This window comes from Neobacillus sp. MER 74 (genome assembly GCF_023714155.1).
The window spans coordinates 138,973-151,231 of sequence record NZ_JAMAUV010000009.1; the positions used below are offsets into that span (position 1 = coordinate 138,973).

Below are 12,259 nucleotides of genomic sequence, written 5' to 3' on the forward strand. Positions count from 1 at the left end.
TGATACTTGCGGACAACCATTTCCTCATCCAAGCATATGTTAATAGAAAGATTGTTAACTATAAAGGGAGAGGATGGGGAAGATGATTAACTGGAAAGTCCGATTAAGAAACAAGAACTGGGTAATCGCATTTGTATCCCAAATTATGATTGTGGCTCAGATGCTGCTAGAGTGTTTAAATTCCTTTGGAATCATTGATTTTCAGCTGACTGATTCGATACAGAATAGTGTGTTAACTTTTGTTAATGCCGTCTTTGTTGTGTTGTCGTTGTTAGGAATAGTACAGGATCCAACCACAAAGGGATATAAGGATAGTGAACGAGCGTTAACATACAAGGATCCAAACTAGTGTAATATAGTCAGTTCCATAATCGGGACTGGCTTTTTTGTTCTTAGAACAGTGAGAAAATTCTTTACATTAGTCATACAAATTGATTTACTAGATATTGACTAAAAAAAATTCTGAGAGGCAGTACATATATATGGTAAAAGTAAAAAACTATATCAGGCAATTTCATCCAATCGTCTGGGTGTTATTAATAGGAACCGTTTTATCACGAGGCGCTTCTTTTATGACTCTTCCTTTCCTATCTATCTACTTATCCAGGCATATGGATCTGTCGCCAATCGTCATCGGCTTAACCGTAGGGATGAGTCCATTAATGGCAACAGTTGGTGGTTTTATTGGCGGTCATTTATCAGATCGGTTTGGACGTAAACCTGTCATGCTCATCTCATTATTTACGGTCGCCCTTGTTTATTATGGATTTACGGTTGCAAATAGTGAGGGCTGGTTTATCCTTTTAAACGCATTAAACGGACTGTCCAACTCATTTTTTGAGCCAACCGCTCAAGCCCTTATGGCGGATTTAACCGATAAAGAAAAGCGGATGAAGGTATATTCATTACGATATACAGCCATGAATATTGGAGCATCGGTAGGTCCGTTAGTTGGAGCATACTTAGCCAGTACATCCGCAAAGCTATCCTTTGCAATAACTGGAACCACTTATTTAATGTATGCAATGGTGCTAGTGTACCTGATGAAGAGACTAGTCCTAACTCAGCCTGGACAAAACAAAAAGGGTGTCTCTTTCGGTGATGCATTTAAAATTATTAGAACGGATAAAGCATTAAGGTATCTAATCATTGGTATTATTTTGGTCAATATGGGCTATGTACAAATTGATTCCAACTTGCCGCAAATACTTGAAGGTACAGTCGAAAATGGCATTGTCATTTTTTCAACACTGATTACAATAAATGCGGTAATGGTTGTTTTCCTGCAAATGCCCATTAGTCATATTGCTGAGAAGTTCCGGTTAATGCAGGTAATGGTTGTCGGTGCTGTATTTATGGCAACCGGATTAGTTGTCTTTAGTTTTGTGAACGGCTGGATATCTGCCATCCTAGCCATTGTGTTCCTAACCATAGGTGAAATTTTAATTTTCCCTTCCAACAGCATGATGATTGATCAATTGGCACCCGAACATTTGCGTGGAACTTATTTCGGGGCAGCACAATTTCGGAAGATTGGAAATTTTTTAGGGCCAATTATTGGCGGCTTTCTACTTAGTCAGTTTCAAGGCCAAATCATGTTTTGGGTTCTCACGATCACAACCCTGGGGAGTGTGGTTTTCTTCTTAGCAGGAAATAAATTTTACAGAATTAACGAAAAAACTCCAAACCTTGAGAAAACAATTTGAGTAAAAAATGCCTCTGGAAAGAAAACCGGAGGCATCATCTTTATCTATCTAAGGATATCTTCAATTCTTGCCAGAGTTTCATCGTTAAGCTTAACACCCGACGCTTTAACATTTTCCTCCAATTGCTCAGGACGGCTTGCACCGACAAGTGCACTGGCTACATTCTCTTGCCGCAAGATCCAAGCAAGGGCAAGATTAGCGAGGGAAAGTTCATTGTCTTGGGCTACCTCTTTTAAAAGTTCTACTTTATCAAGGTTCTCATCCGTTAATAAGCCAAAAAGATTGCTGTATTTTTCCTGTGAAGCCCTGCTCCCGGTTGGAGCTTGTTGGCCTTTTTTATACTTGCCAGTAAGGACACCCTGGGCGAGCGGAGACCAGACAACCTGCCCAATTCCATGCTTTTCACTTACAGGCAGGACTTCTTTTTCAATATAACGTTGCAGCATGCTGTATTGCGGCTGATTTACTACTATACGGTCAAGCAGCTTTTTGTCGGCAAGATGAACAGCTTCGGTAATTTGTTCAGCCGTCCACTCACTTACTCCAACATATAAGACTTTTCCTTGACGGACTAAATCATCAAGTGCACGTAAAGTTTCGTCGAGCGGTGTATGAGGGTCATAACGATGGCAATAATATACGTCTACATAATCAGTGTTAAGACGTTTAAGACTAGCATGGCATTGTTCAATTACATGCTTACGAGATAATCCTTTATCATTCGGACCATCACCCATTGGCCAGAATACTTTAGTAGCCAATACAAAAGAATCACGTACATATTTTTTTAGGGCCTTTCCTACTACGATTTCAGCTTCCCCACGCATATAAACATTGGCCGTATCAAAAAAGTTGATCCCTAATTCGTAGGCTTTATCAATTGAAGCGGCTGCATTTTGTTCCTCTACATAGCCTCCGTATGTAAGCCAGCTTCCTAAGCTTATTTCACTTACCTTTAAGCCAGTGTTTCCTAATCGACGATATTCCATTTTATTAATTCCCTCCTGAAAAATTTCGTTACTCAAAATAAAAATACAACAAAATTTACCTAAAAGTCCACAATTTAGTGAGTTTTTGCTAAAATAAGAATATACAGATATTTACAAAGTAAATTATACGAAAATTTGTGATAGCTTTTCTATTAGGTTTTTTCGAATAAGATTTATTATCTATTTGAAAAGGAGTTCTTACAATGTGGTTTTGGATCATTATTTCATCACTATTGTTTGTCCTATTGCTGATAGTTGAGGAATTTACCTATTATTTTTGGAATCGGTATGTGTATGGGCCAAATATAAAAGGTAAAAGGAGATGGTTAAGTAGACTAGTACTAGGTACGGTTGTATTAATTAAAAGGTTGTTCCGCAAAAGAGAAAAAGAATTACCAAAAACGAAGACAGATAAGGGCCTTCCATTATAAGGGAGGCTCTTATTCATTTTAATTCGTGGGATTTTGTTTTTTCTTTTTCTTATTTAAATAACCGCCAAAGGTATCGATGATGAAAAACAATAGAAATAAAAAAATTATTACATATTCAGCGGGTTCCATTACTTTAAAAGGGTTTACCGCCTTCCAAATAATTCCTGAAAAACTTATACCCATTAAAAGATCTAGTGAAACAATTAGGATTATACTAAAAGTCGCCAATAAGCCTGATACAAAAAATATTTTCAACCTCATCACACCTTTTGGGGTCATATATCTTTATTGTTTAATTCTTTGCTGTTCCTTATTCCAGTTTAAAAATGTTTATCATGCTTGTTTTAACCGTTTTCAATGGGATAAAGTGGTAACCTTTGGGCAATCTATCCAATAATGGGTAAAAAGATATAAATAATCGTAAGTGAGGCGGGTATTGTGTCGATTTTGTCTAAAATGCTCAAAACTAAACAAAAAAAGAGACAGGACGATAATTATAAGCAAAAACAAGATCCGCAAAAACCAGAGGATTTGCCTATTTTTAGAGATTATCAAGAAAATATCGCTCGTATAAAAGAGGAAACTGGCAATAGCAGCGATGTGAACATTCGCGAGTTTAAGATTGGTTCCCATAAAGGCGGCCTTGTTTTTATTGATGGATTGGCTAGTGATCAAGCCATTGCCGACTATATTCTAGAATCAGTGATAGAAATAGAAGTACCCGGAGGACCAATCGATATTTTTCAATTCATGATGGATGAAGCCATGGCACTGGGCAATGTGAAGACTATTGAAGATTGGAATCAAGTATTTGATTCATTATTTTCTGGAAATACCGTCATCTTTTTACAAGGTTGTAACAAAGCAATTAGCGGTGAAACCAAAGGATGGGAAAAACGGGCCATTTCAGAGCCCTCAACCCAATTGTCGATTCGAGGTCCAAAAGATTCGTTTACGGAGACACTCAGGACGAATACAGCTTTGATCCGCCGTCGTATAAAGAGTCCTAACTTAAGGGTAGATTCCATGAAAATAGGTACTGTTTCCCAAACGGATATCGCCATCTTATATATTGATGGAATTGCCAATGACAAAATTGTTGGAGAAGTTAAAGAAAGGCTTCAACGAATCAATATCGATTCAATCCTCGGTTCTGGTTATGTAGAGCAATTAATTGAGGATCAAACTTGGACAACATTCCCAACAACGTACCATTCAGAACGACCCGATGTCGTAACATCTCATTTATTGGAGGGAAGAATTGCGATCATTTGTGATGGCACCCCATTTGTTGTGACAGTTCCAGCTATCTTTATTCAATTTTTCCAAGCACCAGATGATTATTATTCACGATTTGACATTTCAACTGGTATACGAATATTAAGAATTCTAGCCTTCCTTATTGCCGTAATTGGACCATCCGTTTATATTGCCGCGACTACCTTTCATCAAGAAATGATTCCGACAACCATGGCAATCGCTATTGCGGCCCAACGTGAAAGTGTTCCATTTCCAGCCTTTGTTGAGGCATTAATTATGGAAGTAACGTTTGAAATATTAAGGGAAGCGGGTTTAAGACTTCCAAGGGCTGTTGGCCAAGCCGTTTCGATAGTAGGGGCCCTGGTTATTGGGCAGGCCGCAGTACAGGCTGGGTTCGTTTCGCCAGTAATGGTTATTGTGGTTTCGATTACCGCCATCGCAAATTTTTCCACTCCCGTTTTTGCTATGGCGATTGCAGCAAGATTAGTTCGCTTTGTTTTAATGGGATTAGCGACAGTATTAGGATTTTATGGAATCATGTTAGGGCTAATGTTCATGACGATCCATTTATGTTCACTTCGTTCATTTGGAATTCCGTACATGATGCCGCTGGCACCTTTTAACCTTCATAATCAACAAGATGCATTTGTTCGTTTTCCTGTCTGGGCTATGAAAAATAGGCCTATGTTTATTAGTAAAGGGAACATGAAAAGAACCGGGGAAAACCAAAAGCCTGAACCTCCAAAGCAATCGGAAAATCAATCTAAAAATGGTGAAGAATAATGAAAAAATTCTTGCTTGTGATGTTGGTATTAATAATGTTTATACCAATCCTCAGTGCATGTTGGAATCAGAAAGAACTCACAGACTTGGCCTTTGTGATGGCACTGGGTATTGATCGGGGAGACGATAATTTGTACCATGTCTCCTTTCAGCTTGTTAATCCTGCGAATGTTTCAGCAGGACAAACTGGAGGAGGTCAAGGTCTGCCGATTGCCGTTTATAAAAGCAAGGGGAGGACGATTACAGAAGCAGCGAGAAATGCAACGAAAAAGGTCTCTCGCCGTTTATATTATGCGCACACCAATTTAGTGGTTGTCAGTGAAGAAGTAGCTAAAGATAGAACATTGATGCTTAATTTATTAGACGCCTTCGCAAGGGACCCAGAGTTTAGAACTACAACAGAGATCGTTATTTCAAGAGATGCTAGCGCAGAGGAAATCGTCACTACTCTGACTATTCTTGATAAACTTCCAGTAACCAAAATTACTAAAGAGTTAAAATTTACAGAGGCAATGAAAGGCGAGAATATGAGTATAAGTATTGATGATTTGATTGACGGAATCGTCGGAAACGGGAAAGAACCAATTATAAATGGGTATAAACTAATTGGTATGAAAGAAGAAGCCAACAAGGCAATCAACTTGCAAAAAACGACAACCGACGCTTTTCTCGCGGCAGATGGGCTGGCAGTTATGAAAGATGGAGCATTGATAGATTGGATTGAAAATAAAAAGTCTCGTGGGGTCATATGGATTTTAAATAAAGCAAAAAGTACCGATATTACGCTTAAATGGAATGGGAAGAAAAATGCCCTTAGTGTGGCTCCTATTCGGTCAAAAACCAAGGTTTCAACGGCATTTAAAAATGGAAAACCCGTTATCAATATAAAGATTGAGAATGAGGGCTGGTTAAGTGAAGCAAATACAGCTATTGACTTGATGGATCCAAAAACAATCGGGAAAATTGAAAAGTTAACAGAGAAATCGATTAAGAAGGAAGTACAGTCAACTGTGAAGGAGGCAAAGCGGCTAAAGTGCGACATCTTCGGGTTTGGTGATGTGGTTCATAAAGCCAACCCGAACCTATGGAAAAAGCTAAAAGGAGATTGGAACAATTATTTTGCAAACCTTGAGGTGAATGTTAAGGTGGATTCTTACGTCCGGCGTGAAGGGGTTCGAACGAATCCATTTTGGTCAGATATCAATAAATAATGAAAGAGATGAATGTGTGGGGGGCACTTTTAAATGGAAAAGGCAAAAATAAGTGGATTCCAATTGTTCGTGCTCATTGTATTGTTTCGAAATGGGCAGCGCACTTCTACTTGGTCCTGGATCTGATGTGAAACAGGACGCCTGGATCGCTATCTTGTTCGGATTAGCTGGCGGAATCAATATTTAACCCTTTTTAAGGGGGGGAACTTACGTACATGGAAAAAGCAAAAATTAGTACAACCCAATTATTTGTCCTAGTTGTATTGTTTGAAATGGGCAGTGCAATTCTGGTGGGGATTGCAGCAGGTGCCAAACAGGATGCATGGATTGCTGTATTGATGGGTTTAATCGGTGGATTAATGGTCTTTTATGTTTATTATCGATTATTTGTGTACTATCCTGACCTGCCCTTAACTAGTTATCTTCAAAAAATAATTGGGAAATGGTTTGGCCGGTTAATTGGAGTATTATATGTTGTTTATTTTTTATATTGTGCATCAAGAGTTTTACGGGATTTTGGAGAGTTATTATCTTCGACCATTTATAACAGTACGCCTTTATTTGTCATTAATTCCTTAATGATTCTTACGATAATTTATGCTATCCATAAAGGATTTGAAGTAATATCAAGGGTTGGAGAAATTTTCTTTGGAGTTGTCTATGTGACAGCGATATTAGGAATGCTCTTAATTGTATTTTCTGGTTTGATCCATTTAGGAAATTTAAAACCAATTTTAGAAAACGGGATGAAACCTGTCATAAAAACATTTCTAACGCAAACCATTACCTTTCCCTTTGGAGAAATGGTCGTATTTACGATGCTGCTTCCATTCTTAAGGGATAAAAAGAAGGCTAAGATTGTTTGTTTGAGTGGGATGATCTTAAGTGGGATAAATATTACCATAACAGTAATCGTAAATATTTCTGTATTAGGAGTGGCTCTTTTTTATCGATCTACTTTCCCACTTTTAACCACTGTTGGCCGAATTCAAATTGCTGATTTTATTGAACGTTTAGACGTATTATTTATGCTCTATCTAATTATTGGCGGTTTTTTCAAAATTGCAATTTACTTTTATGCAGCAGTAGCTGGTGCAGCGGATATCTTTCGAATTCCTAATCAACGCAAAATTGGCTTCCCTTTAGGTCTAATCGTTTTATTTGCATCAGTTACCATTGCTTCCAATTATGCAGAACATATAAAGGAAGGGTTGGTTTTGGTCCCACTTTATTTGCATTGGCCATTTCAAATAATCATCCCGTCTTCCCTACTAATTATTGCCTTTTTCCGGAATAAGAAGAAAAAGAAAAGCCCGGCATGATAGCTCGGGCTTAAATTATTTATTATATTTTTTCATTGGCCAATCGGTGAGTATTTTGCTTAACAGGCAGGGATATCTGGACAGATGTCCCTTGATACTTTTGACTGTTGAAATGTATCGTGCCTTGGTGTGATTCAACAATCTTGAAACTTACCGTTAATCCGAGCCCTGTTCCTTTTTCTTTTGAAGAATAAAATGGTTCGCCAATTTTCTCTAATCTTTCTTTTGAAATTCCACAGCCAGTGTCATTAATATTGATTACTACTTTATTTTCTTCTAACTGTTCTAAATGAATTGAAACAGTTCCACCCTTTGGTGAAGCTTCAATCGAATTCTTAATAAGATTGATAAATAATTGTTTGAGTTGGTTGGGTTCACACTCAATCAAAATTTCATTCTCTGGAAAGGAGGATTCGATTTGGACATTGTATAAACTGGCTTCGGTGCTCAACAATGAAATGACATCCTTCAATATCTTTTGAAGGACTGCTTGGGTATATTTTAATATTTGCGGTTTGGCTAATAATAAAAGTTCTCCAACAATATGATTGATTCGGTTTAATTCGTCTAACATAATTTGATAATAGTAATCGTGCTTACTATCTTCTATTTGTAAAAGCTGAACAAACCCTTTTAAAGATGTCAGTGGATTCCTAATTTCATGAGCAACACTTGCAGATAATTCACCTACAATCGATAACTTTTCCGTCCTTCTAAGACGTTCTTCAGTTTCTCTTAATTTGGTGACATCACTGCCATAGCCAATAATTCCAGCAATCTTCCCATTTATAATAATTGGGAGGGAGGTACATTGTAAGATGATCCGATTCCCGTTTGCATGTGGAATGTTGATCTCATACAAGACTGGTTTAATTTCTTCAACAACCGTGGATATAAATTCAGGCAGATATCTGATATACCTTTTCGGTAATAAATTTATTATATTTTTTCCAATCATTTCTTCTCGTTTAAAACCGGTAATGACATCATATTGTGAATTTAAATTGGTAACAGTTCCACTCAAATCCATCATATAAACAATATCTGGACTGTATTCAAACAGTGATTTATATTGTTGCTGACTTTCTGCCAATTTTAACGCCATTTCCTTTTTCTCGGTAATATCACGACCGATGATTACCAAGCCTTGCCGACTGCCATCACTATTAAATAAAGGCACTTTAATCGTGTCAAAGATTTTTACTGACCCGTCTGGGACAGGAAGGACTTCTTCAATCCGAGTAATGGACCGATTATTCCATGCTTCTTCATCAGAAATTTCACAATATCTGAGTGCATCACCATAAAAGTCAGTATAATTGGCTAATTCAGAGTCCTTTTTCCCTCGATAATCCACATTCTCAAGTTGAAACAAATGTAACCCAAATTCATTGGCTTCGATCCATCGTCCTTGTCCATCCTTAAAGTTAACAAAATCAACCATTGAATTAATTAGTGTAGATAACCGTTTTTGATCCTCCTGGGAAGCAGATAATTCCTCTTTTTTACTAATAAAAAAATAAAGAAATCCTCCGGTCACCAATATATATAAAATCTCTTTTGCCCTTTCAAATGCATAAACTATTGAAGAGGGTATAAACTTTTCAATTAAATAATTGGACCCAAAGATCCAAATAATACTTGTAATTAAGTAAAACAGGATCAGCCTTTTTTTATTCATGGAAATCTCCAGTTCTGTTCAATAAATATGGTACATAGTCTATAGTACTAGAAAATCCATTATATTGGAATAATACAATGGTAGAAATTGTAGAATCCCTTTAATTATTGGATTCTTTTCCCAAGAATAAGTAAATCTCTCTCAACGCCATCTAGTTCAGCTATATTTGGAAGATGGGCCCATTTCTCAAAACCAAATCCTTTAAAAAGCTTGATACTAGGTTCGTTATGACCAAAAATAAAGCCAAGCAGTGATTTGATGTTTAAGCCTGGACAAGCATCTATTGCCTTTTGAATTAAAAATTTACCTAGTTTTCTCCCTCGAAAGTCTGGATGAATATAAATACTGATTTCCGCCGTTGGATTATAAGCTTTGCGCCCGTAAAAGGATTGGAAGCTTACCCATGCGCAAATTACACCTTTGTCTTCCACAACCCATAATGGGCGAAAAGCAGGTGAATGTTCATGAAACCATTGTAACCGATTCTCCACTGAAATTGGTTCTAAATCGGCTGTAACCATCCTGCTTGCTATGGTTGTATTGTAAATATCAATAATGGCTGCCAAATCACTCAAATTTGCATCTCTAATCGTAAAGTCATCAAACATGTCAATTACCACTCCAGTTTTTTATGGTCTAATAGATTTTATATTATCTTTTGGAACTAACATTATCAATATCGACGTACGATGATTATTGAAAAAAGAAAAACCTTTTCTCGAAATTGTTCTCCGAGAAAAGGCCTTTTCATTTTATGACAATTTATTTCTAAACTGCCATAACTCGTTTCTTGGCCAAACCCTTACCAGCGATGGGCTTTGGCATTACTCCTTAGAATGATCTGGTTTTGAGACATTTTTGTTTGTCCATTAACCTGTGCTTTGGTATGCTTCGCTCTCGTTGTACCATAATGAAAAAGCTCAGAGTGCGGATCTAATTGATCTTTATAGCTCATCAAATCACCTCATTAAAGGATTTGAAACGAAGATATTCTATTGAATATCATATTTATCATTTGTAAAAAAACAGGAAAATAGTCATTGAAACTGAAATTATTAAATGTAAATAAACACTTGTGATATCTGAAAGTTCAGAATAAAATAGAGTTACATACCAACCGGTAGGTATGCTTTAGCATGGTTAAGCATACGATAGTTTAATGGAATTAACTGGTAATTTTCGAATAAGAATGATACCGGAGGAGAAAAAAAAATGACAGGAAGATTTGCTGGAAAAGTAGCTTTTGTAACGGGTGGAAGCCGTGGAATTGGAAAAGGAATCGTTGAGCTTTTTGCCAAAGAAGGGGCTAAGGTTGCATTAATTGATTTAAATGAAGAGGCGTTAAGTGAAACAACCATTGCATTGAAAGAAAAAGGTGTGGACGTGTATTCGAAAGTTGCAAATGTCGTGGATGCGGAGCAAGTTGAAACCGTGATGAAAGAGGTTTATGAAGCTTTCGGATCAATTGATATCTTAGTTAATAATGCGGGTGTAATCCGTGACAATCTATTATTTAAAATGACAGATTCAGACTGGCAAATGGTCATGGATGTGCACTTAAAAGGGTCATTCAATGCAGCCCGTGCTGCACAAAAATATATGGTCGAAAATAAATATGGCCGTATAATCAATATTTCATCAACTTCTGCACTTGGAAATCGCGGTCAGGCCAATTATGCTGCCGCCAAGGCGGGGTTGCAGGGCTTTACAAAAACACTCGCAATCGAGTTAGGGAAATACGGGATTACTGCCAACTCGGTAGCCCCTGGATTTATTGAAACAGAGATGACCAAAGAAACTGCTGCTAGAATCGGGATTCCATTTGAACAGCTCATTCAAGCGAGTGTGGCAAGTATCCCAGTTGGCAGAAGTGGAAAGCCAGCAGATATTGCCAATGCAGTTGCCTTTTTTGCGGATGAAAATTCATCGTTCGTTAATGGTCAAGTGATTTATGTTGCTGGCGGACCAAAATGCTAAATAGATGAGGTGAGGGTGAATTGTTTAAAGAACTGATAGGTAATCAATCGAGCAGGGTTAAAAATGTTGTTGAAAGAGGAGCTGTTAAGAGATTTGCAGAAGCTATTGGGGACCTCTATCCAATTTATTTTGATGAGGAAACGGGAAGAAAGTCTAAATATCAATCCAATATTGCCCCGCCAACCTTTCCAATGACATTTGATTATGGTGACATTGCAGGATTAAACCTGCCAAATGAAGGCTTAATCCATGGTGAACAAACCTTTCACTATGAACGTCCCCTAAGGGTTGGTGAGGAGATTATTTGCTATTCCAGAGTGAAGAATTATTTTGAGAAAAAAGGGAACTTCGGAGAAATGGGATTTCTGATTCTTGAAAGCTTTGGGGAGGATACAGAAAGTGGATTAATATTTCGTTCAACCTCTACGGTGGTCATATCAGAAGCTGTGAGGAAGGTGTTGGCTAAATGAGTACACTCACACAGTTACAGGTCGGAGAGTCTCTTAAAGAAATTCAACTGGAGCCTGTTTCAAGGATGGACCTTATTAAATATTCAGGTGCATCTGGAGACTTTAACCCAATCCATACCATTGATGATGAGGCAAAAAAGGCCGGATTACCAGGAATCATTGCTCACGGAATGTGGACGATGGGGAATCTTGCCAAGCTTTTTACTGCGTATTATGATGAAGGCTTTATGAAGGATTACTCTATTCGCTTCAAAGGGATGGTATTTTTAAATGACGTAATCACATTAAAAGCAACATTGAAAGAAAAGCAGGATAGAATCCTGAGCTTTACGGTGCAGGCTGTGAATCAACATGGGAATGAAGTGTTAAAAGGGAAAGTTTTGTATCAACAATATGAAGCATGAATGAATTCTGACCCAGCACCAAGAG

At 37.5% G+C, this 12,259-nt stretch carries 14 protein-coding genes and 1 pseudogene; 10 read left to right on the forward strand and 5 right to left on the reverse strand.

Going from position 1 to position 12,259, the window contains the following annotated elements:
* Positions 1–82 precede the first annotated feature (82 nt).
* Both M3610_RS16530 and M3610_RS16535 read left to right on the forward strand, forming a co-directional pair.
* Positions 83–349, forward strand: coding sequence for a phage holin (locus M3610_RS16530; RefSeq protein WP_098575329.1), 267 nt, complete (start codon positions 83–85; stop codon positions 347–349).
* A gap of 133 nt (positions 350–482) precedes the next feature.
* Entirely contained in the window at positions 483–1,706 is a 1,224-nt protein-coding gene (locus M3610_RS16535) for an MDR family MFS transporter (RefSeq protein WP_251460709.1), read from the forward strand.
* 44 nt (positions 1,707–1,750) lie between these two features.
* Here the strand turns inward: M3610_RS16535 and M3610_RS16540 are convergent, their stop codons facing one another.
* Positions 1,751–2,695, reverse strand: a complete 945-nt coding sequence (locus M3610_RS16540) for an aldo/keto reductase family protein (protein ID WP_251460711.1) — start codon at positions 2,693–2,695, stop codon at positions 1,751–1,753.
* A 203-nt stretch (positions 2,696–2,898) separates the two neighbouring features.
* Here M3610_RS16540 and M3610_RS16545 point away from each other — a divergent pair, with 203 nt between their 5' ends.
* A complete protein-coding gene (locus M3610_RS16545) occupies positions 2,899–3,126 on the forward strand; it encodes a hypothetical protein (RefSeq protein ID WP_251460712.1) in 228 nt (75 codons plus the stop codon).
* A gap of 18 nt (positions 3,127–3,144) precedes the next feature.
* Here the strand turns inward: M3610_RS16545 and M3610_RS28655 are convergent, their stop codons facing one another.
* On the reverse strand, positions 3,145–3,405 hold the full coding sequence (locus M3610_RS28655; protein ID WP_483870111.1) for a YczF family membrane protein: 261 nt from the start codon (positions 3,403–3,405) through the stop codon (positions 3,145–3,147).
* A gap of 177 nt (positions 3,406–3,582) precedes the next feature.
* On the opposite strand from M3610_RS28655, the gene M3610_RS16550 reads away from it, so the two are divergent.
* The 4 genes and pseudogenes from M3610_RS16550 to M3610_RS16565 all read left to right on the forward strand — a co-directional run bounded on the left by M3610_RS16550 (position 3,583) and on the right by M3610_RS16565 (position 7,702).
* Positions 3,583–5,169, forward strand: a complete 1,587-nt coding sequence (locus tag M3610_RS16550) for a spore germination protein (RefSeq protein ID WP_251460782.1) — start codon at positions 3,583–3,585, stop codon at positions 5,167–5,169.
* Positions 5,169–6,380 carry a Ger(x)C family spore germination protein gene (locus M3610_RS16555; protein ID WP_251460714.1) on the forward strand — a complete coding sequence of 404 codons (1,212 nt, stop codon included), beginning with the start codon at positions 5,169–5,171 and terminating at the stop codon, positions 6,378–6,380. Before M3610_RS16550 ends, M3610_RS16555 begins: the two co-directional genes overlap by 1 nt.
* Before the next feature lie 33 nt (positions 6,381–6,413).
* Positions 6,414–6,555 (forward strand): annotated as a pseudogene (locus tag M3610_RS28660) (GerAB/ArcD/ProY family transporter); the annotation flags it as partial.
* Positions 6,556–6,595: 40 nt separating this feature from the next.
* The gene (locus M3610_RS16565) at positions 6,596–7,702 is read left to right on the forward strand and encodes a GerAB/ArcD/ProY family transporter (protein WP_251460716.1); all 1,107 of its coding nucleotides are present in this window, start codon (positions 6,596–6,598) and stop codon (positions 7,700–7,702) included.
* 22 nt (positions 7,703–7,724) lie between these two features.
* Here the strand turns inward: M3610_RS16565 and M3610_RS16570 are convergent, their stop codons facing one another.
* The 3 genes from M3610_RS16570 to M3610_RS16580 all read right to left on the reverse strand — a co-directional run bounded on the left by M3610_RS16570 (position 7,725) and on the right by M3610_RS16580 (position 10,338).
* Positions 7,725–9,383, reverse strand: a complete 1,659-nt coding sequence (locus M3610_RS16570) for a PAS domain-containing sensor histidine kinase (RefSeq protein ID WP_251460718.1) — start codon at positions 9,381–9,383, stop codon at positions 7,725–7,727.
* Between the two features lie 104 nt (positions 9,384–9,487).
* A complete protein-coding gene (locus M3610_RS16575; RefSeq protein WP_251460720.1) occupies positions 9,488–9,991 on the reverse strand; it encodes a GNAT family N-acetyltransferase in 504 nt (167 codons plus the stop codon).
* A 194-nt stretch (positions 9,992–10,185) separates the two neighbouring features.
* Positions 10,186–10,338 carry a YpzG family protein gene (locus M3610_RS16580; RefSeq protein WP_098575339.1) on the reverse strand — a complete coding sequence of 51 codons (153 nt, stop codon included), beginning with the start codon at positions 10,336–10,338 and terminating at the stop codon, positions 10,186–10,188.
* Between the two features lie 257 nt (positions 10,339–10,595).
* On the opposite strand from M3610_RS16580, the gene fabG reads away from it, so the two are divergent.
* The 3 genes from fabG to M3610_RS16595 are packed head-to-tail and all read left to right on the forward strand — an operon-like array spanning position 10,596 to position 12,234.
* Complete coding sequence (gene fabG / locus M3610_RS16585; RefSeq protein ID WP_098575340.1) at positions 10,596–11,360, forward strand: 3-oxoacyl-ACP reductase FabG; 765 nt, start codon at positions 10,596–10,598, stop codon at positions 11,358–11,360.
* A gap of 20 nt (positions 11,361–11,380) precedes the next feature.
* Positions 11,381–11,830, forward strand: coding sequence for a MaoC family dehydratase N-terminal domain-containing protein (locus M3610_RS16590; RefSeq protein ID WP_251460722.1), 450 nt, complete (start codon positions 11,381–11,383; stop codon positions 11,828–11,830).
* A complete protein-coding gene (locus M3610_RS16595) occupies positions 11,827–12,234 on the forward strand; it encodes a MaoC family dehydratase (protein ID WP_098575342.1) in 408 nt (135 codons plus the stop codon). The genes M3610_RS16590 and M3610_RS16595 overlap by 4 nt, the downstream gene beginning before the upstream one ends.
* The last annotated feature ends 25 nt before the right edge of the window (positions 12,235–12,259 follow it).

Bases quoted from the DNA above. Each gene is read 5' to 3' on its own strand.
- M3610_RS16530 (WP_098575329.1), top strand. From the start codon at position 83: ATGATTAACTGGAAAGTCCGATTAAGAAACAAGAACTGGGTAATCGCA.
- M3610_RS16535 (WP_251460709.1), top strand. From the start codon at position 483: ATGGTAAAAGTAAAAAACTATATCAGGCAATTTCATCCAATCGTCTGG.
- M3610_RS16540 (WP_251460711.1), bottom strand. From the start codon at position 2,695: ATGGAATATCGTCGATTAGGAAACACTGGCTTAAAGGTAAGTGAAATA.
- M3610_RS16545 (WP_251460712.1), top strand. From the start codon at position 2,899: ATGTGGTTTTGGATCATTATTTCATCACTATTGTTTGTCCTATTGCTG.
- M3610_RS28655 (WP_483870111.1), bottom strand. From the start codon at position 3,405: ATGACCCCAAAAGGTGTGATGAGGTTGAAAATATTTTTTGTATCAGGC.
- M3610_RS16550 (WP_251460782.1), top strand. From the start codon at position 3,583: ATGCTCAAAACTAAACAAAAAAAGAGACAGGACGATAATTATAAGCAA.
- M3610_RS16555 (WP_251460714.1), top strand. From the start codon at position 5,169: ATGAAAAAATTCTTGCTTGTGATGTTGGTATTAATAATGTTTATACCA.
- M3610_RS16565 (WP_251460716.1), top strand. From the start codon at position 6,596: ATGGAAAAAGCAAAAATTAGTACAACCCAATTATTTGTCCTAGTTGTA.
- M3610_RS16570 (WP_251460718.1), bottom strand. From the start codon at position 9,383: ATGAATAAAAAAAGGCTGATCCTGTTTTACTTAATTACAAGTATTATT.
- M3610_RS16575 (WP_251460720.1), bottom strand. From the start codon at position 9,991: ATGTTTGATGACTTTACGATTAGAGATGCAAATTTGAGTGATTTGGCA.
- M3610_RS16580 (WP_098575339.1), bottom strand. From the start codon at position 10,338: ATGAGCTATAAAGATCAATTAGATCCGCACTCTGAGCTTTTTCATTAT.
- fabG (WP_098575340.1), top strand. From the start codon at position 10,596: ATGACAGGAAGATTTGCTGGAAAAGTAGCTTTTGTAACGGGTGGAAGC.
- M3610_RS16595 (WP_098575342.1), top strand. From the start codon at position 11,827: ATGAGTACACTCACACAGTTACAGGTCGGAGAGTCTCTTAAAGAAATT.